The following is a 25558-nucleotide window of genomic DNA, read 5'->3' as shown; positions in this document are numbered from 1 at the left end:
TCCATTCCTCAGACACGCTTTTTCTCACAGCTTTCCGCACAGATATGCGCAGGCCTTCAACAGCGTCTCTAATTTTTTCCCTACAATAATATAATAATCCGGCTGCTGCGTACCTTCCAGACAAATCTGGTTTCCGTATACGGGCAGGCTGCAGAAGATCACTTCTTTGGACGATGCCAACAAAATGCCATAGCCTCGGTCGGAAATCAGATATGGAAGTTCGTTTTCGACTCCATGGGAGATGCACCGCGCCGTCTTTTCCAGATGGATTCCGCCTTTACCGAGCGCGCCTGCTGCATAGAGCCCTTCTCCTTTTTTCCAGTCAAAAAACAGCCTGCTGCGCCCACCGTTTGGTGCATTTTCGATCAGGCAGCGATCCTGTCCGCTTTCTTCCAGCAAGATTTCGCTGTCCTTATCCAGAAACCGCAGCGCACCTGTCTTTTTGTCCGCAACCACATACATTTCCGGCGTTCGCATCTCCACAAGCGTCGGTTTTTCGCGCATCTGCCAGTTTTTCTCCACCCGGGTGACGGCGATTGCAGGATGCACCGGCGGCATCTCGCCCCGTGAAAAAGTGACGCGCAGAATTCCGCTGCCGACAGGGCTCAAACGGGTCACTCCATAACGGCTCTGTAAATACAGACCGTCCTCCTTACGCTGTACCCAGCGAATCGAATGGTCGATCTTCGCATGTCCCGCCGCCCGCAGCTTCGCGGTATCCGGAAGTTCACCGAACGAAAGGACACCGGATGCTGTGCTGGCATGCATATCGCCTGTGACACGCGGCTGTACCGTGCCGTTCACCGTTCTGCCAGCTGCCTGTGCAGATTGTCTACTGCCTACAGCTCTGCCAGATCCCTGTGCAGTCTGGCTGTTGCTCCCGTACAGCGACGCCAGCGGATGGAGGGCTTTCTGCGGCTGACCGGAAATAACCGGCTTCGGGCGCGACGTCCAGCCGGCACCAGCAGACGTCGGCCGGGGTGCAGCTGCCGCCGGATGGGCACTGCCCTGTGTTTTTCCGCCTGCGCTGCGTGCGTCCGCACTTTCCTGCATCGCACCCGTTCCATATGGCAACGGTGCTTCCTGTCCGCCGGGCGGATTCTGCACGATGACGACCTTTTTCTTCGCGCCGGATACTCGCTTTTTGTTCTTTTTCGGAATCGGGTCTGCGATCAGCCCAGTAAGGTTGCCGGTGTGCAGAACCTCCAGCCGGTGCAGTGCTCTTGTTGCCGCGACATACAAAAGCTTCGCATGTCCATCGTCTATCGGATAGGACTCCCGATCCGGGCTGAGCAGCAGAACCGCGTCGAATTCCAGTCCCTTGGTATATTCCACCGGAAATACCATGATTCCTTTTTCAAACGACGCTTTTTCCGGATCCCAGGGCATGACCGGCAGCTCTTTTTGCAGAAGCTCTGCCGTCTCCTGCGCCTGCTTCTGATCCCGGCAGATCACCGCGATCGTGTCAAAACCGTCCGTCTGCCATCCTTTGCAGATTTTTGCCGCTTCCCGGTACAGATCCCTTCCTGCTGTCTGTCGGATGCCAACCGCTTCGCCATGCCGGATGACCGGCTCTGCCCCATACCCCGGGAACTCTCCGTGCGCCAGGATGTCCGATGCAAAATTTGCAATTTCTACGGTATTCCGATAGCTTTTTCTCAGTACGCAAAAGTTATCCCGTTCTCCGGTCAGCAGGATGTTTTTCACCCCTTCCCAGTCGCTGATACCGTAATCCATGCGGATATTCTGGGATACATCCCCCATGACCGTGTAAGTGCAGCTTCTGACGCATTCTTTTAAAACTGCATAGACCATAACACCGAAATCCTGCGCTTCATCCACAACGATATGATGCGCTTCGCTGATGACCTCCGTTTCCCGCATTCTGCGATACAGATAGGCAAGTGCCGCCAGGTCGTACACATCCAGCTCCTCCTGCGGTTCTTCGACGCAGACGCCCTGCTGTTTCTGCTCTGTCAGGAAATCATGATACATCTCATAAACGGATTTTTTCCATTGCCTTGCGCCGAACCTTTTACGCATTGAGCGGCGGATTGCCTTTTTTTCTTCTAAGGTATAGCTGATGCCCTTTCCTAAAAATTCGTCCTCCACTTTTCCCATCAAACGCTCCTGCAGCATCAGCACCTTGCTCTGCGCGGACACGGACGGATTCTGACGGATATAACGTTCAATTGCCTCGCCTGTCATCAAAACGACCATATCTTTCGGGTCATTTTTGCCGCCGCTCTCATCGAACACACCGACACGACCGTCCCGAAGCCCCTCTACAAACTGCTTCCGGTTAAACAACACCGTCGTCCTCGGGATCGTGTTCCACTCCACTCTGCTGCAAAACTTCTGCAGCTTTTCAAACCACGCAAGAGTTCCTCGCACCGCACCGTCTTTCCCGGCATCGCGCACCGGGCAGATGCGGTAGGTTTCGTCCCAGTCCTCATATAAAAGGCGTACAAACAGCTGCTCCATCGTCATCTGTCGGATGCCATACACATCCAGATCCGGCAGGACACCCGTGATATAGTCCAGCAAAATCCGGTTGCTGCCGACGATATAAAAATCCTCCGGCTGAAACCGTTCTTCATAATTGTATAAAATATAGGAAATCCGGTGCATCGCCACCGTGGTCTTGCCAGAGCCTGCCACGCCCTGCACGATCATGCTGTGATAGGGCGATTTCCGGATAATTTCGTTCTGCTCCTGCTGGATCGTCGCAATGATCTCCCCCAAAACCGCCTTTTTATTTTTTGCAAGATACCGCGTCAGAAGCTCATCGTTTGCCACGACTTCCGAATCATAATAGTCGATCAGCTTTGCATCCTCGATCTCATACGTCCGTTTGAGCAAAAGCTCGATCTCCATCTGCTGACCATCCGGTACGGGGTAGCTGCATTTTCCCAATCCGTTTTCATAATAGGCATTGGCCACCGGTGCACGCCAGTCTGTCACCATTTGGTGGGTGGTATCCTTTGCGATGCCGCCCCGCCCGATATAGAGGGATTCTTCTCTATTTAATGCCTCGTCATGAAAAACAATTCGCCCGAAGTAGGGCTTTTTCAGCGCCTTTTCATTGCGCTCCAATGCCCGCTTCATATGGGTGTGCATGGTTACGGTATTGTTCAGGATCGTCAGGACTTCCGCATCGTTATCATGATAATGCTCAAGCATTTCATCGATATCCTCCTGCATCTTCGCAACTTCCTGTCCATATTCCCGCACGTTGTCACGCACGACCCTCAGAGTTTCCGCCAGATAAGCTTCTTCCGCCTTACGGCTTATATTTCGCTTCATACAGCGCTCCTTTCTTCTGTTGCTCTTTCCTTTAGCTGTCCCTCTATTGTACCTGTTCGTCCGCGCGATTACAACCAAAAGACACTGCTTTGCCGACTGTCAGGCAAATTTCTTTTTCTGTATCCAAAACAGGACGTCCTGCAGTGCAGGGCGCCCTGTAGTTCATGACAATAGAATGCTCGCAGAGCGTGCATTCTATTGTTTTTGTTCGTATTGCTGCCTTACAGCTCCTTTGTCTCACTGCAGTGTACCTTCAGAACACTGCAGGTCTGTCCGGTCAGCTCGCTGCTTCTGCGATCCGGCTGCTGCATGCCGACGGAAACCTCGTAATCTCCTTCTTCCAGCATAAAGTGTGCGTCCTCGTCGTACAGAGCAAACGCCTTGTCAGCCAGCACGATTTCCACTTCTTTTGCCTCGCCGGGCTGCAGGGAAAGCTTCTTCAAGCCTTTGAGCTGCGCGTTCGGTGTATTGTCCCGAAGCGCTTTGACATAAACCTGAATGGTCTGTCCGCCTGCAAATTTTCCGGTATTTTTTACGGAAGTTTTGATTCGAAGCTGTCCGCCTGCCTCGATTTCCATACGGTCTGCGCTCGTCTTTCCCTGTTCAAAGGAGGTATAAGAAAGTCCGAAACCGAAGGGATAAAGCGCTTCCTTTTCCATGTAGCGATAGGTGCGTCCCTTCATCGCATAGTCAGTGAATTCCGGCAGTTCCTCAGAGGTGCGGTAGAACGTTACCGGCAGCTTGCCCTCCGGGCTGTATTCTCCGAAAATCGCCTCTGCGACAGCTTTTCCGCCTGCCGCGCCGGGATACCATGCCTGCAGAATTGCCTTGCAGTGCGCATCCTCCCATTCCAGCGCCATTGCAGAGCCGGTCATGGATACCAGGATCACGGGCTTTCCGCTGCTATATGCGACCTCAAGCACCTCACGCTGCAGACCGGGGAACAGCAGGTCTTTTTTATCGCCGCTTGCAAATTCGTTGCCGGCGTCCCCCTGCTCTCCCTCGATGCTGGAATCCAGTCCCATCACCGCGATAATCACATCGCTGACCTCGCAGACTGCTTTTGCTTCGGAAATCCGGTCGTCCGCCTGTGCCAGTCCACTGGTTCTGTCCTTCCAGAGGTCGCAGGCTTCGGAATAATAAACCTTTACATCATCCCCGACATAATCCTCAATGCCTTCCAGCACTGTGATATAGCGGGATGCAGTTCCTTCATAGTTGCCCACCAGCGCTTTTCTGGAATCCGCATTCGGACCGATCACGCCGATCGTATGAAGTTTGCTCTTGTCAAGAGGAAGGAAATTGTCCTCATTTTTCAAAAGGACAAGGCTTTTTCTGGAAACGGTCTGGTTCAGTGCCTTGCTGGAAGCAAGATCTACCTGATCGTAACCGATTTTATCCAGTTCTTCCTGTCTCTCATCGCCAAGGATTCCCAGCTTCATCCGACATTCCATCAGGTTTGTCACCGCTTCATCCAGACGCGCTTCATCCACATAGCCGCCGCGCACCGCATCTCTCAAATTCGGAAAAACGCAGCCGCAGTTTAAGTCACAGCCATTGTTCATCGCCATCGTCGCGGATTCCAGCGGCGTCTTGGTAATTTTATGGTTTTCGTGGAAATCCGCAATCGCGCCGCAGTCACTGACAACGTGACCCTTAAATCCCCACTCTTTTCTCAGAATATCCTGCAAAAGTGTCTTGCTTCCGCAGCAGGGCTCGCCATTTGTCCGGTTATAGGCGCCCATCACGGCTTCTACCTTCGCTTCCTGCACACATGCCTTGAATGCCGGCAAATAGGTTTCATACAGATCCTGCTTCGATACGACTGCGTTGAACTCATGTCGAATGCCCTCCGGTCCGGAATGCACCGCAAAATGCTTCGCGCACGCCGCAGCCTTTAAATGATCCGGGTCTTCGCCCTGCAGACCTTTAATAAAGCCGACCGCCAGACGGGAAGTCAGATATGGATCTTCTCCGTAGGTTTCCTGTCCTCTGCCCCAGCGGGGATCGCGGAACAGATTCACATTCGGTGCCCAGAACGTCAACCCTTTGTAAATATCGTGGTCGCCAGCTTTCTGCTGTGCGTTATATTTTGCACGTGCCTCGGTCGCGATCACATCGCCGACCTGCTTTAACAGCTCCTCATCAAATGTCGCCGCCATGCCGATTGCCTGCGGAAATACCGTCGCCGTGCCCGCTCTTGCCACACCGTGCAGCGCCTCATTCCACCAGTTATAGGACACAATGCCAAGGCGCTCCACCGCCGGAGCGGTGTAAAGCGTCTGTCCTACTTTTTCTTCCAGATTCATCTGTGCAGCCAGGGCTGCTGCCTTTTCCCTGTATTTACTCATTTTTTCCGCTCATTTCTGCGCACGCTTTTTGCGCATGTCGAGTTTGTGTCAAGTGCGCGCAGACACAAATCTCGCGATTGAAAAATTTTATTTTTCAATCTTCCTTGCCCTTTCCCATATGCTTTATGCGAACGGATTCTCTGTCGGATACATCATGCCCTTGGGCTGATTGAAGTTTAAGTCCTCTACCGGAACGCCGATGTATTTGAATACCTCGTACAGTGCTTTGCCGTAATGGCCGAAGGCAACTGCGCCGTGGTGCGGGAAGTTCTTCTCGATCAGCACATGGCGGTAGAAGCGTCCCATTTCCGGAATTGCGAATACGCCGATGGAACCAAAGGAATGAGAAGCAACCGGCAGAACCTCGCCCTGTGCGATGTAAGCCCGCAGCTTGTTGTCCGCGGTGGACTGCAGGCGGTAGAAGGTGATATCACCGGGGATAATATCTCCTTCCAGAGTGCCGTTTGTCACTTCAACCGGAAGGGATCTCGCCATGATCATCTGATTCTTCATGCTGCAGAACGCCAGCTTTCTGGAGCAGGTATTGCCGCAGTGGAAGCCCATGAAGGTATCCTTATGGGTGTAATCAAATTTCCCCCGGATCGACTCTTCATACATATCGTCGGGCACGCTGTTGTTGATATCCAGTAAGGTTACAACATCGTCGCTGACTGCGGTTCCGATAAACTCACTTAAGCAGCCGTAAATATCCACTTCGCAGGATACCGGAATGCCCATACCGGCCAGGCGGCTGTTGACATAGCAGGGAACGAAGCCGAACTGTGTCTGGAATGCAGGCCAGCACTTACCGGCAATTGCAACGTATTCGCGGTAGCCCTTATGTGCCTCTACCCAGTCGAGCAGGGTCAGCTCATACTGTGCAAGCTTTTCCAGAATTTCAGGCTTTTTGTTGCCCTCACCCAGCTCTTCCTCCATCTCTTTTACCTTTGCAGGGATTCTTTCATCCCCGGCGTGCTTGTTGAACGCCTCGAACAGATCCAGTTCGGAGTTTTCTTCGATTTCAACGCCCAGGTTGTAGAGCTGCTGAATCGGTGCATTGCAAGCCAGGAAATTTAACGGTCTGGGACCAAAGCTGATGATCTTCAGGCTCTTTAAACCGATGATCGCTCTTGCGATCGGAACAAAATCATGGATCATATCCGCACATTCTGCTGCGGTTCCAACGGGATATTCCGGAATATATGCCTTTACATTGCGAAGCTTTAAGTTGTAGCTTGCATTTAACATACCGCAGTATGCGTCACCTCTGCCGCCGACCAGATCATTCTGAGATTCTTCTGCTGCAGCCACGAACATGACAGGACCGTCAAAATGCTTTGCCAGCAGGGTTTCTGCAATTTCCGGACCGAAGTTGCCCAGATATACGCACAGCGCGTTGCAGCCTGCCTGCTTGATATCCTCCAGAGCCTGTACCATATGGATCTCGCTCTCTACAATACAGACCGGACATTCATAAATATCCGCAACGTCATAATTTGCCTTGTAAGCCTCTACCAGAGCCTTTCTTCTGTTGACAGACAGAGATTCTGGGAAACAGTCCCGGCTGACTGCTACAATACCGATTTTCACTTTAGGTAAATTTTTCATGATAAAATCCTCCATTTTTATGTCAGGCGCAACGTCTGAAACTATATATACAGGAACTGTTTTGCCTGCAATTTTTAATCTAAGGAAAGGTTTTCACCGATCAGTCCCATCGGGCTTCCTTCCGGCAGACCGCCTTCGGGATGTCCCAGCAGCCATTTGTTTTTGGCAGTCAGATGACCGTCTTCACCGCCCTGATGGTCTTTTTCCAGATCGAGGTTCGTTCCTTTCGGAAGTACAATTGTACACTGGAATCCGCCTTTTTCTGTATGGCAGGGTGCATAATGTAAAGTTGTCGCATACAGCTCTACCGCTGTCCCGGCAGGAACCCGGAACGCTTTGACTTTCGAGGTGTCATAGGTAAACTCCTCTGTGATGTCCTGCTGTTTTCCCAGCATCAGCACCAGCTCTGTTGCCGCTACGTCCACCTCAGAGCTTCTGTGGTATTCCAGCGCGTTTAATTTCCGGTTATGACCGTTGCAATAGCCGATCTGGATCGGAAGCTCGCCATAGGTTTTGTCCGTCAGCTCTTTCATGACCGCAAGCGCTTCCAGCTTCGGCTCGGAAGCCACATATACCACGTCCTCCGGCACCGGCGTGTGCTTCATCTCTGCCAGCAGCTCCGTCAGCTCCACACTGTCGATAATTTTGCCATACTCCTTAAAAAGAGGGTCTGTCACTTCATAAATCTGCATGATCGTATCTCCTTTCTGTGTCTCACTTCAATTTTCCGAACAGCTCCTTCACCGTCGGATAAATCTGTTTAAACTGCGCGTAACGTTCTTCGTATTTCGCTGCAAGCTCTGCATCCGGTTCTACCGTGTCCACGACTTTTAAAAGCTTCTGCGCTGCTTCTTCCACAGATGCGTACTCGCCACAGGCAACCGCCGCTAAAATCGCCGCTCCGTAGCCGGGTCCCTCTTCGGTTTCCGGCACGTCCACTTTCACATTCAACACATTGGCAATAATCTTTTTCCAGAGAAGGCTCTTTGCACCGCCACCGCAAATCTTCGTCCGGTCGATTTGGATGCCGAGGGATTTTGCAATTTCAAAGGAATCCCTCAGGGCAAAGGCAACGCCTTCGAGCACCGCCTGCGTCATGTCCGCGCGGCTCGTATCCATCGTCATTCCAATAAAGGTGCCTCTCGCATCCGGATCATTATGCGGAGAACGCTCACCCATTAAATACGGCAGGAAGTAAACGTGATTTTCGCCAAGCTTCGTGATCGCCGCCTGCTCTGTCCCATAATCCTTCGTGCCGATGATCTCGTCCATCCACCACTTATTGCAGGACGCCGCGCTCAGCATGCAGCCCATCAGATGGTAATGTCCATCCGCATGGGCAAAAGCATGCAACGCATTATTTTTATCCACTGCAAACTGATCGGAGGAAATAAAGATCGTTCCGCTCGTTCCGAGAGAAATATTGCACTGACCGTTTCCAACTGTTCCGGTTCCCACTGCTGCCGCCGCGTTATCCCCTGCACCTGCTGCTACCTTTACGGTTTCCGGCAAACCGAGTTTCTGTGCGATTTCGGGGAGCAGCGTGCCGACTGTCTCATAGCTTTCATAGACCTTTGCAAGCTGTTCCTTATGAACGCCGCAGATCTCACACATTTCTTCCGACCAGCAGCGGTTCTTCACATCGAATAACAGCATGCCGGAAGCGTCCGATACATCCGTGCAATGTACGCCGGTCAGACGATATGCCAGGTAATCCTTCGGCAGCATGATCTTTTTGATCCGTGCAAAGTTCTCCGGCTCGTTGTTTTTCATCCACAAAATCTTCGGCGCGGTAAATCCGGTGAAGGAGATGTTTGCCGTATATTCGGAAAGCTTCTCCTTGCCGATCACCTGATTCAGATAGTCGTTTTCCCGGAAGGTTCTGCCATCGTTCCAGAGAATCGCGGGACGGATGACCTGATCGTTTTCATCCAGCACAACTAATCCGTGCATCTGACCGCCGAAGCTGATGCCCGCCACCTGGCTCTTGTCGATTCCATCCAGCAGCTCACAAAGCCCATCCATGGACTGCTTGTACCAGTTTTCCGGGTTTTGCTGCGACCAGCCCGGATGCGGGAAGTACAGCGGATACTCCCTTGAGGTAACTCTTACGATTTTCCCGTTTCCTTCCATCAAAAGCAGCTTCACTGCGGAAGTCCCTAGGTCGATTCCAATGTAATACATACTCTACTGCTACTAAAAACATATACAAATGTATATGCTAGATGATTCGCTACAATCTCACAATTTGTAGTTACTGCTTCATCGTGTATGCTTTGGTGGTCGCAAGTGACACACTACTCACAAGTTCTTGTACACTCCACAGTCGTAAATTCCCGACTAAGCCATCGGTACATACCTATAAATTCTTTTTTATTGATTAGATATAGGTTCATCTAAATAGCTTTTCCTTTCTAAAATTTTGATTTTTTTGCCATTTGGTTTTCATGGACTTCTACCATTACTCAATCATTACCATCAAGGTTCTACCCTATAGTTAGCAAGACTGTTTCAACTTGCACTGGCTTATCTTTCCTATGATTTCAGTGGTTTTAAGTTACCAACTAATACTATGGATTTTAAGTATCTTTGAGTATGTTTACTCACGTTTGATAATATATTTAATTACTTAAATTTCCTCCTTTATTCTGTTTTGCGTGCCCGTGCACGCAAGCACACACAAGGGATTATGATATAAAATCATGACACACTTTCCCTGTCGTTCTTTCACCATGCCTTTATCATAGATTTTAGACCATAAAAAATCAAGACCCCAATTTATTTTCAGAATTTTCACCAAAACCATGCCGTTTCCTCCGCACGCCTGCGTTTCCAATTTGTGCATTTTCCTATTTTTGTGCGCGGGCACGCAAACCATGCTGCGATTCGTTGACTTTCCATTTTCATCATGCTACGCTAAATGTGCAGACGCTTCAAAGGAACTGTTATGAAAAAACAATGAGGTAATTGGTAACTATGGCAACCATTCGGGAAATCGCAGAACTGGCGGGGGTGTCCCGCGGCACGGTCGACCGCGTGCTCAATCATCGCGGCTCCGTCAACGCAGCCACCGCCGCTCTGGTCAATGATATTGCAAAAAAACTGGACTACAAGCCAAACCGCGCCGGGATCGCCCTCGCCGCACAGCGAAAGATGGTCCGGATCGGCGTCGTTTTATTCGACACCGGAAATCCGTTTTTTGATGAAGTATGGAACAGCGTTCTTTCCAAAGAAGAAGAATTAAACAGCTACAACTGCTCCGTTCTCAAAAAAAAGACCGGGTTTTCTGCGCAGGAGCAGCTGCAGGCTATCGCCGAGCTGGAGACAGAAGGCATTGATGGACTCGTGATCAGCCCTTTTAACGACACTGCCGTCGCGAACAAAATCGATCAGCTGCAGAGCCGCCAGATTCCCGTCATCACCACCAACACGGATATCCGCAATTCCAGCCGTCTCGCCTTTGTCGGCAGCGACTTTTACCGCTGCGGGCAGACTGCTGCCGGTCTGATGAATCTCATGACCTCCGGGGAAGTTCGCGCCGGTATCGTCACCGGTTCCTCCCAGGTACTCTGCCATACCGACCGAATTGCCGGTTTCTGCGACCGGATCTCTGCCTGCTATCCGCGCATCCGGGTCATCGCCGAGATTGAAAACAGCGATGATGATTTTGAAAGCTACGATAAAACAAGAGCGCTGCTGTCTGCACATCCAGACATCAACGCCCTCTACTTTACCGCTGCCGGTGTTTATGGAGGCTGCCGCGCGGTTCTTTCCCTAAACCGCACCGACATCCATATTCTTGCTTATGACAAAATTCCTGCTACAAAAGAGCTGATGGAGCAGCACATTATTTCTGCTGTGATCTGCCAGCAGCCTGCCATTCAGGGCTCAAAACCCATCCAGCTGCTGTTCGATTATCTGACTGCAGGTGAGGCACCTGACCGTGAATTTTATTATACCGCTGTGGACATTCGGATTTTGGAAAACCTGTAAACGCGCCGCCCTTTTAGTTCGCCGGCTGGATCACTTCACTCCAGTTCGTGATCCCGATGACAGATTTTGCAAACTCCGTATAGCTGTTGGAATTTACCTGATCGATATTTTTGTAAACCTCGTAAATATATTTATGCTGTCCGCCCTGAGTGGACAGTCCCAGTGCAAGTCCCTGTGCAATCTCTTCTCCCGCGTCCGTCTGTCTGGACAAAAGGATCGCATTGATATAAGGATTGTTCTCTGCTGCATAGTAGGCATAGGCAAATGCCGCCGCCTGATTGATTTCTCCCTGGGAAGAGGAATATCCCAGCTCGCTCAGAATCACCGGGCGCACTTCGCCGTCCGCCGTCAGCATTTCTTCCTTCTGCAAAAAGTTCGTAATGACATTGATATTCTGCATTGTCACGATCGACGTATTTTCCGAATTGGTAATCAGCTTCTGAATCTTGCCGGACGAATTCCAGAACGTCGTATTCGTCAGCGGATACGCATAGGGGTGATCTGCAAGTCCCCAGTCGATATTTCCCTCGGAGGAAATCACCTGGTTCATCGAAACCAGCAGGTCACGCACGTCATAGCTGTTCTTCGACGACAGATCCCGATTCCACTGCTGATCCATCGAAACATAGACTCTCGCATTCGCGTTCATACTCTTGATGCTGTTGTAAAAAACGCGCACCGCGTTCGCGTATTCTCTTGCATAGGTATCCAGATCGACGTATTGCATATAATTCCAATCAGAACGGACGTTGACCTCGTTGCCGACAATCCAGTTCATGACAATCCCGTGATCATTGTCCCGGTATCTCTGCGCCAGAAACGCGCCGACCGCTGCAAGCGTCTCCACACCATCTGCTTCCGCCGCATTGAACGCATAATAATTAGCAGAGCCGCCCCGGGAAAGCGGATGGGTGAGCTCCGGATACGCGCTGCTCTTATTATTTAACAGAATCGCAGAAATCGTAATTCCCTTTGCCGTCAGCCTGGAAAAAATAGAATCATATTCCGCAATCCGCTGACCGTTAAACGCATAGGTTCTGCCGTCGTATGTATAATAAACCGTAGGGAACAAGCCGTTTGTCGTCTCCCCGAGAATATTTCCGACCGGAATATTGTACGCCGCATGATTGACATGCAGCTCATCCAGCTCATCTACCCGAAGCGGATCTACTAAAATCCCTTTAATCGAAGAACGCTGCGGATATGCCGCCTGATAGGACGCAAGTACCTCCGGGTTTGTCATATAGCAGGGATCACAGAGCGGAACATACGCATCCTTTAATTTTACCGCTACGACGAATTTCGACATCAGCCTGGAATCCACCTGATTTTCGTTGACATTTGCCGTCAGGGTAAATTCCTTGTCCTTCGGCACGGACGCAATCGGCTCTGCCGCGGCATCCAGCTCGGTATCGTACATGTTCATTTTGAGCAGGTAAAAATTATCGTCGTCGCTCGCCGGCTTTTCCTCCACCGACGCCTTTACCGAAAAGGTTCCCGTCCCCTGCGCAATTTTGCAGGATTCCACTTTTACATAGCCGTCGATATTGTCCTCTGTCAGCTCGACAAGCATTTCGGTTTCCGTCTCTGTCTCCGTTTCTGTTTCGGGTTCCGTCTCCTGCGTCTCTTCTGTTTCTTCTATAGCAGCAGGAACTGTGCTTTCCTCTTCCGTCGTCGATTCCTGCGTGTTTTCCGCAATCAGCTCTTCTGTTACCCTCGTCGAATGCACCGCCCAGAATACCCCTCCACCGATCGCACCCGCCGCTACAAGCACCAGCACAACATAAATCGCTGTCAGTTGTCTGACTGCCTTCGGATTTTTTCTTTTCCGGCTCCTCTTTTCTGCGTTCTGACTGTTCTGCCTCCCGTTTTTGTTTTCCTTCACAATACTCCTCTTTGCACCCATCCGGCTGCGGCCTGCTGCAACGGACTGAAACATGCGGCACCGAAAAAGTCGCGTCCTGCCATCGAAGATGAGCCTTTCGCACAGCGCGCATGCCATCCTTTTTTCCAAAAAACATCCGATTTATATCATAGCATCATCGAAATTACGATTGCAACAGATTTTTGGGACAAATAGCATACTTTACGCCATTTTTCCGGTATATAACTGCGAAGAACTGAATCTTTCGAAAGAATGTTTGAAAATAAATTGACCGAAAATATAGAAGATATTATAATATAGTCAGACATTACAATGCCAGGGTCAAAAGGTCTAAGCCCACATAAGCTTGCTCCTGTGTGGGCGAAAAATCTTATGCCTCGGAAATATCAGCGAGGTACAAAAGAAAAGAGGGTGAGCGTATGATGGAATCGATGATGATGATGGCAGCTGCAATTTTCCTTTTACTGGTGTTAGCAGACTTTTCACTGGCTGACACTCCGCAGGACCGAATCAGCGGAAGGATGTATGTACGGTTCTTATCCGGCTGGCAAACCGTATGCGCCGCATTTTCCAAAAAGGGGACGCTCGAAAAGTTCGATAATCCGGCAATCTGTCTCTCCGATCCACAGATTGCATCCGGCGCTTCCGAGCCCCTCGCCGCTGTCGCAAAAGCAACCGCAAAGTATTCCTCTTACCAGTCGCGTCAGAAACACAGAAATACAGAATCGCTTCAGCGCAGACAATATAACCGGAAAATGATGGAAAATTAAATTGGATAAAAAAGAATCCTGCTCTACAGGATTCTCCGCCTGCGGCGGGTCGCGTAAGCGACATTCTACCATTCCGCCGCAGTGCGATCCTCGCGGAGCGTTTTTATCGTATAGAAACGAAGTTTCCTATACGATAGGAATTGCCGCTCAGTCCTCGAATTTACGGACTGAGCGGCATTTTTTTGACGTTAAGACAAACATTTTCTAAAAACATCCTGAAAATCAAATACACAGCTTCCAAATTTTCAGGAATCCGTTTGAAACAGTTCCCCATACCCAACCTGATACAGCTCTTTCAACGCATTCAGCTCGCTGATGCGGATGTTGTATTTGTTCTGCTCGATCTTTTTATAAATGTCAGTTGTCATGTACACACCCCGCTCACAGAGAAGCGCCGCCACCTGTGACTGGCTGTAACCGGCGTCCTGCCGGAGTTTTCTGAGATTCTGACCGATTCCAATTGGCTCCTGCTTTAATTTCATCGGTCACCGCCTTTTTCCTGTTGCACAAAAAAGTCATCAAACGAGTCCACCTCATAGACCTGTTTGAAGGCAAGTAATACACTGATGCGAATATTATGATGTCCGGATTCCATCTGCGAAATAATTTCACGGCTCATGGAGATTCCCATCAGCTCCAGCTGTGCTGCAGCCCGTTCCTGTGAATATCCGGCACGTTTTCGCAAAATGCGCAGATTCTCCCCGATCGAGACATCCTGAGATAGTTTGGTAGACATAGATTGCGGCTCCCGTCTGAAATACTGGAATAAAACCGTTCCAATTTTTAGTTTACAAATTTTCCGACAGGATATTGGAACGAAAACATTCCAATTTTGCCATTCTATTTTTCTAAAAATAAATTTGAAATTTTTTTACGAAAAAGCTTGCCAAACGTAAGAAGCTGTGTTATTATAAATTTCGTCGCTGAGATACATCAGCGAGAGATAAAATGCGACAGTAGTACAGTTGGTAGTACGCCACCTTGCCAAGGTGGAGGTCGCGGGTTCGAGCCCCGTCTGTCGCTCTTCTAAAAAGCCAGTAAACAAGCGGTTTCCGAGGATTCGGAAGCCGCTTGTTTTGTTTCAAAAATCTTTTTGCAAAAGTTTCTATTTTTCATGTGCCGTACTCAGGAACCCATTCTCTTCTGCTATCAGTATCCCGTGGTACCGTACTAGCGCTTTGCATCGCTAAAATTTTATACAAATTTTAAAACTAAAACATTTTCTTCCTATACAAACTTCCAAAATTCCAGATTACGCATTGACATTTTTTTTCCCCGGAACTAGAATGGCAACAATTCAACATGCAAATGCAGTGAGCAGGACATGACATTTAGAGTTAATCTGTTTCCAGAGAGCCGCCATTGATGGAAGGTGGCAACAGGTTCCAAATGCCCTCGCCTGTCAGCAGTTCTGGTGAACGTTTTTCCAGTAGTCAGAACCGGAGTCCCTCCGTTACAGGGGAGCACATTGACCGGATCAAATGCCGGGAGCTGTGACCGAGAGGCTGCTTTTTGCAGCAAAAGAAGTGGTAACGCGGAGTTTATATGCCTTCGTCTTCTATTCCCCGAAAGGGATAAAGACGAAGGCTTTTTTTGTTGCAGCGACAGGAAAAGAATTCGGGCTGTCCGATATTCACCGCGCCCGAACAAATTCTATCTTCCTGCAGAAAAACTCCGGGCAGGTCGCCCACGCACTGCCATGTTGAGCATTCTAACGAAAGAGAGGAACCTATCTCATGAACACACTTGCAATCGTTTTAATCGCAGCCGTATGCCTTGCAGCCGCTTATCTGCTGTATGGCCGCTGGCTCGTAAACAAATGGGGCATCGACCCTGCTGCCAAAACACCCGCCCAGGCCCACGAGGACGGGCAGGACTACGTTCCGACAAAAGGCTTTACCGTCTTCTGTCACCAGTTTTCATCCATCGCAGGCGCAGGCCCTGTCACCGGTGCAATTCAGGCCGCTGCATTCGGCTGGCTCCCGGTTCTTCTGTGGGTACTTCTTGGCGGCATCTTCTTCGGTGCTGTTACTGACTTCGGTGCTTTGTATGCCAGCGTCAAAAACGACGGCAAATCCATCGGTCTGCTGATCGAAAAGTACATCGGTAAACTCGGCAGAAAGCTTTTCCTGCTGTTCTGCTGGCTATTCACCCTGCTGGTTATCGCAGCATTCGCCGATATGGTAGCCGGAACCTTCAACGCATTTACAACCGTTGACGGACAGGTACAGCTTTCCGAGGCTGCCAGACCGAACGGTGCTGCCGGTACCATTTCCCTGCTTTTTATCTTATTCGCTATGGTATTTGGCGTACTGCAGAAGAAATTCAACCTTTCCGGCTGGAAAGCAACCGTTGTAGGTCTTGTCTGCACCGTAGCAGCTCTGGCAATCGGTATGGCTCTTCCGATCACCGCCGGAAAAGATACCTGGACTTACATTACCTTTGTTTATATCTTCTTCGCAGCAGTTCTTCCGATCTGGCTGCTCAAACAGCCCCGTGATATGATGACCACTTACATGTTCATTGGCATGATCGTCGGCGCTGTTCTCGGACTGCTCGTTGCACATCCGACCATGAACCTGCCTGTTTATACAGGATTTACAAATGAAAAGCTCGGAAACATGTTCCCGATCCTGTTCGTAACCGTTGCCTGCGGTGCGATCTCCGGCTTCCACAGCCTGGTATCCTCCGACACTTCTTCCAAGACAATCGCAAATGAAAAGGATATGCTCAAGGTTGGTTACGGCGCAATGGTTCTTGAAAGCCTTCTGGCCGTTGTCGCTCTCTGCGTTGCAGGTGCTGCTGCATCTGCTGACGGCACACCGGCTGCAGGCACCCCGTTCCAGGTATTCTCCAACGGCGTTGCAGGCTTCCTGGAAATGTTCGGTATCCCGCTTTATGTTGCCCAGTGCTTCATGACCATGTGTGTATCCGCACTTGCACTGACCAGCCTGGATGCAGTTGCAAGAATCGGTCGTATGAGCTTCCAGGAGCTGTTCTCTGTTGATGATATGGCTTCTGCTCCGGTATGGAGAAAGGTTCTGTGCAACAAATATTTCTCCACCGTTTTAACCCTGCTGTGCGGCTTCGTTCTGACCCGTATCGGCTATGCAAACATCTGGCCGCTGTTCGGTTCTGCGAACCAGCTGCTCTCCGCCCTGGTACTTGTAACGCTGTGCGTATTCCTGAAGGTTACAGGCCGCAGCAACAAGATGCTGTTCCCTCCGCTGGTAATCATGCTTTGCGTAACCGGCACCGCACTGGTACAGCGCACAATCGCTTTGGCAAAGGCGTATGCGGCAGGCTCTGCTACCTTCCTGGTAGAAGGACTGCAGCTGATCATTGCAATCCTGCTGATCGTCCTTGGACTGACCATCGTAATCAACTCCCTGCGTTCCTACTTCGCAGCGTCCAGGAATTCTGAAAAGGCTGCATAAAACAGCTGCTGAAAAAGAATCCTGCGAAGCAGGATTCTCCGCCTGCGGCGGGTCGCGTAAGCGACATTCTACCATTCCGCCGCAGTGCGATCCGCGCGGAGCGTTTTTATTTCATAGGACGCATTTTCCTATGAAATGAAAAAAATACCCGTCGGAATCGAGGTTCCCCTGTGAGCCGATTCCGACGGGTATCTTTTTTGTAACTGTGAGGGTACTGAACAGTTACCATTTTTCTTTATTCTGCCATCTTTTCCTGAAGCACTTCCATCGCTTTATTCAGCTGATTGTCCGTACCGTCTTCCACATATGCCTGAGCATCAAATTCAACCTCCACATCCGGTTCAATACCAATCTTATGGATGTTGTTGCCCTTCGGCGTGTAATACTTGCTGACTGTAAGCTTCACTGCGGAATTATCGGTAAGCTGCATAATCCTCTGTACAATGCCTTTTCCGTAAGTCGTCGTTCCAACCAGAGTTCCAATTCCGTAATCCTTTACTGCGCCGGACATAATCTCCGAAGCGGAAGCGCTGTTTCCGTCTACGAGGACAACGAGCGGAACCTCTAACGGATTCGTACCATCGCAGGAGTATTCTTCCCGGTTTCCGTATTTATCCTCCGTGTATACAATCAGTCCTTTCGGGAGCAGCTCCCGGCAGATATCACATACCGTCGAAAGGTTTCCACCCGGATTTCCTCTCAGATCGATAATCAGACCTTCCATGCCCTCCGAACGGGCATTGTCCAGGGCTTCCGTAAACTGATCCAGCGTCACATCGTCGAACTCCTGAATCTGGATGTAAGCCATGTTGTCGTCCAGCATCTTTGACGTAACCGTTTCGTTTGCGAGCTTACGGCGAACCACATCAAATTCCAGATAATTGCTCTCGCCGCTGCGGATCACCGTCAGGTGCACGGTTGTGCCTTCCTCACCCCGGATCAGCGCGACTGCGGAAGAAAGATCCATTCCCTGCAGCTCCGTGTCATCCGCCTTATACAAAAGGTCGTTTGCCATCAGTCCGGCTTCCTCCGCCGGCGTTCCTGAAATTACGCTTGCAATCTTCGGAAGCTGCGTTTCGGTATCCAACGAAACCCTTGCGCCGATCCCGTAGTAGATGCCCTGCGTCTTTTCCTGCAGCGTTTCCAGCTCATCCGCTGTATAATAGACGGAATACGGATCGCCCAACGCATCCAGAAGTCCTTTGTATACCCCCTGCTCCAAATCCTCTGCGCTGACGTCCTCGAGATAATAATCGTCGATCATTCCTTCCAGCACATTGACCTTTTCCATCGTCGTCTTGTTGCCGACCTCTTCCAGGGAGCTACCGTTCTTTGTTCCCTGATACAGGGTCACGCCGACAAATGCGCATCCACCAACTGCAAGGGTCAGGACTGCTCCGGCAATCAGGCCGCCTGCAAAAACTCTCTTATTCTCCATTGATGTCTTCTCCATATTGATGCTATTTCATTCATTTTATGTTCGCCGTTCCCTCGGCTTATTTCAAATAGTTCCACGGGCTGACGTAGCTGCCGTTGCTTCTCACAGAAAAGTGCAGATGCGGTCCCGTCGAGCGTCCGGTCGAGCCGACCGCAGCGATTGTCGCACCCTTGCTCACGGACTGTCCCGTTGAAACATATAGCTTCGACGCGTGCATATAAATTGTATACAATCCATCGCCGTGGTCGATCATGACATAATTGCCCATCGAACTGTTGTAAGACGCCGCTACTACGTTTCCACTGTATGCCGCCAGAATCGCCGTTCCGCTCGGTGCCGCAAAATCCACGCCGTTATGGAATTTCTGAACCTTCAACGTCGGATGCATCCGGTTGCCGTAATCATCCGAAATCCTGGTATAGCCCGGACACGGCATCTGGAACATACCGCCGTCATATTTTAAGCGGTTTTCCTCTTCGAGCTTTGCTTTATCCGCCGCAACTGCCTTTTCCAGAGCAGCGATCGTCGCATTCTGTGCCGAAATATCCGCCTCGTATTCCTTGATTGCAGCCTCCTTATTGCTGATATCACCCTGATATGCCACAATCTGCTGCTCTTTCTCGGAAATCAGCGTATTGACCGCCTGCTGCTCCTTTTCCAGGCTCGCCTGTGCGGTGTTTAAAACGTCTTCTTCCTCTTCCAGTGTCTGCTTACACAGCTCCAGATATTCCACGCTCTGACGGTACTCTTCCAGCTTGCGGCTGTCGTAGCTGCTTAGCTGTTCCACATAACCTGCCTGGTTTAACATATCTGCAAATGAGCCTGCATTCACCAAAAGCTCGAGGTATCCGTTGCCCTTGCTGTTTCGATACAGATAGCGCAGCCGGGTTTTCATATCCTCATACTGCTGATCTGCAACCGCCTGCGCCTGTTCAATATCCGCTTTCGTTTCTTCAATTTCCGTTTTTTTGGCTGTGATCTCTTCTTTCAGATCTTCGATCTTATTTTCCAGATCATCCAGCTGACCGTCCAGCTGCGCCACATATGTTTCCAGATCCTTCTTCGACTTCTGCAGCTGGCTTACCATCGACTTAATATCGGAAATGTTGGACTGGATCTTCTTTTTTTCCGACTGCGCGTCGCTGATCGCCTGCTGCTTCTGCTTGATGCTCTCCTCAAGCGCAGTGGATGCCTGAACAGGAATCATCGATGTAAAAAGAAGCAGCGCTGCCGATAAAAGGCAGGCTGTGATTCTTTTTTTCCCAATTCTCATGCTGTCTTCCTCATCATACGCGAAGATGCTTGCGCACTGTTATAAAGCTTCCCAGGAAACCGATTCCTGCGCCAAGTCCCAGACAAACCGGAAGAAGCGTCCGATAAATCTCCGAAACCGGCAAAAACTGCATCAGCCCGGAAAGCGACGGGAACTCTATCATGACATAATCAATGACCTTTTTATAAAGGACATAGATCAGACCGAGCGGGAGCAACGAACCGATCAATCCGATCAGAATACCTTCTATTACAAACGGGGAACGTACGAAAAAGTCCGTCGCACCGATGTATTTCATAATTTCAATCTCTGACTTGCGAACAGAAATACCGATCATAACCGTGTTGTTGATCAGGAATACGGAAACTGCCAGCAAAATTGCAATAATGCCGACCGAAGTGTATGCCACGAGCGCATTCACGCCGGTCAACGTCGTCGCCGCTACCTCGGAATGCCGTACTTCATCCACCTGCGGGATGGATTCCAGCCAGCCTACCAGGCTTTCCTGCTTCGAAACATCGTTCATATAAATTTCGTAGTTATCCATGCCCTCCAGCGGGTTCTCGGTATAGATCTCGTTGTAATCTTCTCCGATATTTTCGGGAGCCCACTCTGCCCACGCTTCATCTGCAGAAATAAACTTCGCCTCGGACACCTCGTCGCGCGCCCGGATCTGCGCGCCGATCTGTTCCATTTCTTCCTGGGTCGTCCCGTCCTTAAAAAATACGGTAACAGAAACGCCCTCTTCTGCCGTGCGCACGACGTTCTGGAAGTTTAAAATGACCGCATAAAAAAGTCCGAACAAAAACAGACAGGCAGAAATCGTCGCAATGGAAGCAAGGGAAAACAGCTTGTTCCGGAAAATGTTGATTACGCCCTGTTTCAACGTATAAAAAAATGTACTAATCCTCATCGATATAACCGCCTTTTTCTTCGTCGCTGATAACGACACCCTTCTTCATCGTAATTACGCGTTTCTTCATTTCATTTACAATTTCACGGTTGTGCGTAACGACCAGAATCGTCGTGCCTCTTTCTTCGTTGATGCGTTCCAGCAGCTTCATGATTTCCCAGGAATTCTTCGGATCGAGGTTTCCTGTCGGTTCATCTGCCAGAAGAATCGGCGGTTCATTTACCAGCGCCCTCGCCAGTGCAACTCTCTGCTGTTCACCGCCGGAGAGCTGTTTGGTCTTCGCTTTGTATTTGCCTGCCAGACCTACCTCTGCCAGCGCGTTCGGAACATTTTTACGCATCAGCTTCGTCGGCATCTGGATAACACGCTGTGCAAACGCTACGTTTTCATAAACGTTTCTGTCATTCAGCAGACGGAAATCCTGGAACACGATTCCAAGATTTCTGCGGAATTTCGGCACCTGTCTGCGCTTTAAGCGCGCCACATCGGCACCATTTACGATAACACGGCCGCTCGTGGGCGTCAGCTCCCGCAAAAGCAGCTTGATCAGGGTCGATTTTCCTGAGCCGCTGTCGCCTACGATAAAAACAAATTCCCCCTTTTTGATCGTCAGGCTCACATTATCCAAAGCCGGAGAGCCGCTCGAATACGATTTGCTCACGCGATCCAGCGTGATGACCGCATCTGAGCCTTCCCGCTTCTTCTTTTTTTTCTTATCGTTTTGTACCAAACCTTGTCACCATCCTAATATTCAAAAAATTCCATGTACTTCATGTACTTTACAACCATGAGTGCGATCTTGAATGTAATCGCATCCTCAAATACGCGCAGATCCAGCCCGGTAGACTTCTGAAGCTTATCCAGACGATATACCAGCGTATTTCTGTGGATAAACAGCTGACGGCTCGTTTCCGATACGTTTAAGCTGTTCTCGAAGAATTTGCTGATGGTCGTCAGCGTCTCCTCGTCAAAATCGTCCGGACTCTTTCCACCGAAAATCTCCCGGATAAACATCTTACAAAGCGGAATCGGAAGCTGATAGATCAGACGGCCAATGCCCAGCTCGCTGTATGCGATTACTCTTCTCTCGTCAAAGAAAATCTTGCCGACGTCCATCGCCATCTTGGCTTCTTTGTAGGAACGGCTCACTTCTTTGATTTCCTGTACGATTGTACCGTAGGAAATGCGGCTTTCGGAATAGCCCTCTGTTTCCAGCCATTCTATCAGGTTTGCAGTGTAATGCTCAATCTCCTTCATTTCATCGTTTTCGGTCAGCGTTTTCACGATGATCACGTTATTCTCATCCACTGCCGTGATAAAATCCCGGTTATTATTACCAAATACCGGACGCATCTGCTCCAGGATGTTATCCTCCCGTCCCGCGCTGCATTCGATAATCAGGACAACTCGCTGCGCATCCACCGGAATATAGAGCTTCTTCGCCCTGCTGTAAATGTCCACCAAAAGCAGGTTATCCAGCAACAGGTTTTTGATAAAGTTATCCTTATCGAAGCGCTCTTTATACGCCACAAGCAGGTTCTGAATCTGGAATGCAGCCATCTTGCCGATCATATAAATATTTTCACCGGCGCCGCCTACAATCAGAATATATTCCAGCTGCTGCTCGTCATAGATCTTAAAAAACTGATTTCCCTGAACCTCCTGGCTGTCTGCAGGGGAATCCACAAAGGCTCTCGCCTGCGGCAGATATTCTTCCAGTCCGTCCGCTGTCGTCGCAGCGGTCTTTCCATCCACATCAATCACACATAATTCGACTCTGGCAATCGCCTTCAGGCCATCCAGTGTACTCTGTAAAATCTGATTCGATATCATAAACCCCGTCTCCTTCACTTCGCGCATTCTTCGACAAAAAAACCAGTCTGTCTCCTGCGATTTTTACTATGCCCAACCTATATTCTAAAAGAAAACCACAAAAAAAGCTATAGGAAATCGCAAAAAATTTATGCAAAACCTATAACAGCAGAATTCCAGACGTTCTTTTGTTTGGAACTATAAAAGGCGAAGTACTTATTGCTCCGCCTTTTCCAGATTATATTCATTAACTTTTTTCTGAAAAATCTTTTTCCGCACCTTTCTCCAGAACGTTGTCCTCACCTTTTCTTTTAATTTCGTCTCCGGCAACGCCACCCAAAGCTCCGCGTTTAAAAATTTGCGGCCGCTGTGCATCAGCTCCAGATCCAGCGGATATGTCATCCGGGAAAAAATCACCTTCGGCGCAGCTTCGTTCATCGCGTTCATCAGTCGCTGAGGCTGATACTCAAATTCCTCGTAGCCGCGCACATCCACGATATTTAAATTTTCCTGCGCGTTTAGAAGCATCTCCTGCAGCTCCTGCGCCTGTTTATCTGTGTCGCCCAGCAGATAAACCTTGTCATGCTGTCTTGCCAGTCTTTTCAAAAACTCCCGCAAAAACATCCGGTCCTCGATTTCCCGAACCCTGCCGGGAGATGCGATTCCTGCTGCCTCCAAAATATCTGGCTCCAGACAGAACATCAGATCCGTCTCTTCCAGATACTCCTTGACCTGTTCGTCCCTGGACGCCATCGACAGAGACTGCGCGTTAATATAGCTTGTTGTATTGAGTGCCCCGGTCTGCAAAAAATGCTCCGCTCTGCGCAGGCCCTCTCTTGCGGAAACATCCATTAAGGAAATTCCCAGAACTGAATACCTTCTCATAACCCTCTACTCACTTCTTTTCTCACAACGAAACGCCTTTGAAACGCATCCCCGTTGTATCAGCTTCGTCACTCTCCGCCCCCACGGAGCGTACCCGCCGCCTTATATCCTGCGGATCGCTTTTTCTGTGATCTCAATCCTGCCGTTTTTCAGCAGGTTGCCGACCGCACGCTTGAACTCGTTTTTGCTCATCGCAAGCTCCCTGCGAATGACCTCCGGAGAAGCCTTGTCGGTAAACGGAAGCACGCCGTCGAAGCTGTCGATCAGCTTCATGACCTTCTCTGCATCCGTCTCGATCTGCAGGTACGCCTTTTCCCGCACGCTCAAATCCAGCTTGCCGTCCTCATGTACCCGGACAACCCTGGCTTCCACATGGTCACCGACCTTTAATTCCCCGTACATTTCCTTCGGAGGAATCAGCGCGGAATATTGATTGTCCACTGCCACGAACGCGCCGAACTGGCGGCTGATTTCATACAGACAGCCGCTCACTCTGTCATCCTTATGATAAGGGCTGTCGGTGCGCAGATAATGATATACCTTCATCGTCGCACAGAGCCGCCCGCTCTTGTCCACATACAAAGCAACCGGGAAACGGTCGCCCTCTTTTACCTTTCTGGTCTGCTCCTTGAATGGAAGGAAGAGGTCTTTTTCCAGTCCCCATTCCAGAAATGCTCCCATTTTCGCAGTCTGCGCAACCGTAAGCTCTACAACCTCACCCAGCAAAAGCTTCGGGCGCGCCGTTGTTGAAATCAGCCGGTCGCTCGAATCTTTATATAAGAAAACCTCAATCTGATCCCCGACCGAGGTCTGCGGCGGAACCTGTCTTGCCGGAAGAAGCACTCTTTTATCCTCTGCTCCGGGCTCTGCCAGATAAACACCGAAATCCACTTTTTTTACTACTGTCAAATTCTGAATTGTTCCAATTTCCAGCATATTATTTTCCTTTATCTTCCTGTCAGCTCGACGACCACAAACGGAGCTTCGTCCTCGCTGCACAGGGAAACGGTTACGCGGTCTGCCTCCGTCACAATGATCGGAACCACTATATCGTGAAGCAGTGCGGATTTTTTATACTCCGCCCGCATCTGTCTAATTGCAAAATTTTCCGGCAAATACGCCATCGCCATAGAAATGTACTGTCCATTATTGACGTGGTGGTTGCCATCTAAGTGCTGTCTTTCTACTCGGAAAGGCTCCTGTCTGATGCCGCCCTGGGGCACTGCAATTTTACGCGGCGCATAATCCATCTGCAAACGTTCTTTCACGTCGTATTTTTCGACCATCTCCGGCAGCACCCGCACCGGAACGCCCTTTTTGTGATTGATCAGAGACCAGACCGAATTCGCTTCCGCCAGCCGCTCTCCGTCTTCCGTGTCCATAAAAAAATTACGCAGTCCCATAAAGCCGCGCAGCTCGTATGGAATCGTCCCGATCCTGATTTTTTCTCCGAGCGCCGGATAGCGGTGTACAACCACCTGCCACGCGCTCATCACCCAGAGCAGATCCTTTTCTTTCAGAAAATCAATGCCAATTCCGAGATCCTCCGACTGAAACGTCGAAACATCCTGAAAATAATCCACGATCGCCGGCAGGCTCAGCAATCCTTCTTCCCCGGTTTCGCTGTAGCGCACTCTGCTGTCAAATGTATACATATCCGTCTTTCCTCCGGTACTGGCTGTGCTCTCTTTTGCAATTATTATAGCAGGAATCACTTGGTTCGGCAACCCGACATCCTTTTTGTGCCGTTATAACAAAAACCCCGGAGGAATTTTCCTTCGGGGTTTGTAGCAGGGCTACCAGGATTCGAACCTGGAAAATGACGGAGTCAGAGTCCGTTGCCTTACCGTTTGGCGATAGCCCTAAGTCTTGTTCTCTGTGATTTTG

The 25558-nt window shown here is 50.0% G+C and carries 19 protein-coding genes and 2 tRNA genes; 4 read left to right on the top strand and 17 right to left on the bottom strand.

The window, feature by feature from the left end; translation table 11 throughout:
- Window positions 1-24: 24 nt before the first annotated feature.
- From ACLTOQ_RS03735 to xylB, 5 genes are all read right to left on the bottom strand, one after another.
- Window positions 25-3306, bottom strand: coding sequence for an ATP-binding domain-containing protein (locus ACLTOQ_RS03735; protein ID WP_412318777.1), 3282 nt, complete (start codon window positions 3304-3306; stop codon window positions 25-27).
- Between the two features lie 221 nt (window positions 3307-3527).
- Window positions 3528-5657, bottom strand: a complete 2130-nt coding sequence (locus ACLTOQ_RS03730) for a glycoside hydrolase family 3 C-terminal domain-containing protein (RefSeq protein ID WP_412318776.1) — start codon at window positions 5655-5657, stop codon at window positions 3528-3530.
- A 123-nt stretch (window positions 5658-5780) separates the two neighbouring features.
- Entirely contained in the window at window positions 5781-7265 is a 1485-nt protein-coding gene (locus tag ACLTOQ_RS03725) for an L-fucose/L-arabinose isomerase family protein (protein ID WP_337598892.1), read from the bottom strand.
- Between the two features lie 74 nt (window positions 7266-7339).
- Window positions 7340-7957: a DUF4867 family protein gene (locus ACLTOQ_RS03720; RefSeq protein ID WP_262584889.1), complete on the bottom strand. Its 618-nt coding sequence runs from the start codon at window positions 7955-7957 to the stop codon at window positions 7340-7342.
- Between the two features lie 22 nt (window positions 7958-7979).
- Window positions 7980-9449, bottom strand: a complete 1470-nt coding sequence (xylB, locus tag ACLTOQ_RS03715) for a xylulokinase (RefSeq protein ID WP_412318775.1) — start codon at window positions 9447-9449, stop codon at window positions 7980-7982.
- Window positions 9450-10241: 792 nt separating this feature from the next.
- Between xylB and ACLTOQ_RS03710 the strand changes: the two genes are divergently transcribed.
- Window positions 10242-11258, top strand: a complete 1017-nt coding sequence (locus ACLTOQ_RS03710) for a LacI family DNA-binding transcriptional regulator (RefSeq protein WP_412318774.1) — start codon at window positions 10242-10244, stop codon at window positions 11256-11258.
- 13 nt (window positions 11259-11271) lie between these two features.
- Here the strand turns inward: ACLTOQ_RS03710 and ACLTOQ_RS03705 are convergent, their stop codons facing one another.
- Window positions 11272-13143, bottom strand: coding sequence for a DUF5722 domain-containing protein (locus ACLTOQ_RS03705; RefSeq protein ID WP_412318773.1), 1872 nt, complete (start codon window positions 13141-13143; stop codon window positions 11272-11274).
- Window positions 13144-13562: 419 nt separating this feature from the next.
- Between ACLTOQ_RS03705 and ACLTOQ_RS03700 the strand changes: the two genes are divergently transcribed.
- Window positions 13563-13913, top strand: coding sequence for a hypothetical protein (locus tag ACLTOQ_RS03700; protein WP_147365116.1), 351 nt, complete (start codon window positions 13563-13565; stop codon window positions 13911-13913).
- Window positions 13914-14158: 245 nt separating this feature from the next.
- Here ACLTOQ_RS03700 and ACLTOQ_RS03695 read toward each other — a convergent pair whose 3' ends face one another.
- Together ACLTOQ_RS03695 and ACLTOQ_RS03690 are read right to left on the bottom strand one after the other, a co-directional pair.
- Window positions 14159-14395, bottom strand: coding sequence for a helix-turn-helix domain-containing protein (locus tag ACLTOQ_RS03695; RefSeq protein WP_021915850.1), 237 nt, complete (start codon window positions 14393-14395; stop codon window positions 14159-14161).
- On the bottom strand, window positions 14392-14649 hold the full coding sequence (locus ACLTOQ_RS03690; RefSeq protein WP_021915849.1) for a helix-turn-helix domain-containing protein: 258 nt from the start codon (window positions 14647-14649) through the stop codon (window positions 14392-14394). Before ACLTOQ_RS03690 ends, ACLTOQ_RS03695 begins: the two co-directional genes overlap by 4 nt.
- A gap of 214 nt (window positions 14650-14863) precedes the next feature.
- On the opposite strand from ACLTOQ_RS03690, the gene ACLTOQ_RS03685 reads away from it, so the two are divergent.
- Together ACLTOQ_RS03685 and ACLTOQ_RS03680 are read left to right on the top strand one after the other, a co-directional pair.
- Window positions 14864-14936, top strand: a tRNA-Gly gene (locus tag ACLTOQ_RS03685).
- A gap of 713 nt (window positions 14937-15649) precedes the next feature.
- A complete protein-coding gene (locus ACLTOQ_RS03680; protein ID WP_412318771.1) occupies window positions 15650-17350 on the top strand; it encodes a carbon starvation protein A in 1701 nt (566 codons plus the stop codon).
- A gap of 235 nt (window positions 17351-17585) precedes the next feature.
- Here ACLTOQ_RS03680 and ACLTOQ_RS03675 read toward each other — a convergent pair whose 3' ends face one another.
- From ACLTOQ_RS03675 to ACLTOQ_RS03635, 9 genes are all read right to left on the bottom strand, one after another.
- On the bottom strand, window positions 17586-18788 hold the full coding sequence (locus ACLTOQ_RS03675; RefSeq protein ID WP_412278990.1) for a S41 family peptidase: 1203 nt from the start codon (window positions 18786-18788) through the stop codon (window positions 17586-17588).
- 58 nt (window positions 18789-18846) lie between these two features.
- Window positions 18847-20061 carry a murein hydrolase activator EnvC family protein gene (locus tag ACLTOQ_RS03670; protein ID WP_117961455.1) on the bottom strand — a complete coding sequence of 405 codons (1215 nt, stop codon included), beginning with the start codon at window positions 20059-20061 and terminating at the stop codon, window positions 18847-18849.
- Window positions 20062-20074: 13 nt separating this feature from the next.
- Complete coding sequence (ftsX, locus tag ACLTOQ_RS03665; RefSeq protein ID WP_337426978.1) at window positions 20075-20974, bottom strand: permease-like cell division protein FtsX; 900 nt, start codon at window positions 20972-20974, stop codon at window positions 20075-20077.
- Window positions 20964-21704, bottom strand: coding sequence for a cell division ATP-binding protein FtsE (gene ftsE / locus ACLTOQ_RS03660; RefSeq protein ID WP_021914761.1), 741 nt, complete (start codon window positions 21702-21704; stop codon window positions 20964-20966). Before ftsE ends, ftsX begins: the two co-directional genes overlap by 11 nt.
- Window positions 21705-21718: 14 nt before the next feature.
- On the bottom strand, window positions 21719-22807 hold the full coding sequence (locus ACLTOQ_RS03655; protein ID WP_412318770.1) for a PucR family transcriptional regulator: 1089 nt from the start codon (window positions 22805-22807) through the stop codon (window positions 21719-21721).
- Window positions 22808-23002: 195 nt separating this feature from the next.
- Entirely contained in the window at window positions 23003-23671 is a 669-nt protein-coding gene (locus ACLTOQ_RS03650; RefSeq protein ID WP_021914763.1) for a WecB/TagA/CpsF family glycosyltransferase, read from the bottom strand.
- Window positions 23672-23773: 102 nt separating this feature from the next.
- Complete coding sequence (locus tag ACLTOQ_RS03645) at window positions 23774-24607, bottom strand: S1 RNA-binding domain-containing protein (RefSeq protein WP_412271902.1); 834 nt, start codon at window positions 24605-24607, stop codon at window positions 23774-23776.
- 11 nt (window positions 24608-24618) lie between these two features.
- Window positions 24619-25326 carry an acyl-[acyl-carrier-protein] thioesterase gene (locus ACLTOQ_RS03640; RefSeq protein WP_412318769.1) on the bottom strand — a complete coding sequence of 236 codons (708 nt, stop codon included), beginning with the start codon at window positions 25324-25326 and terminating at the stop codon, window positions 24619-24621.
- Window positions 25327-25462: 136 nt separating this feature from the next.
- Window positions 25463-25535: transfer RNA gene (locus tag ACLTOQ_RS03635), tRNA-Gln, on the bottom strand.
- Window positions 25536-25558 lie beyond the last annotated feature (23 nt).

Source organism: Gallintestinimicrobium sp., from assembly GCF_046968865.1.
Classification (GTDB): domain Bacteria; phylum Bacillota; class Clostridia; order Lachnospirales; family Lachnospiraceae; genus Gallintestinimicrobium; species Gallintestinimicrobium propionicum.
Note: the sequence above shows the minus strand (reverse complement) of the source record. Positions and strands in the feature narration are given on the sequence as shown.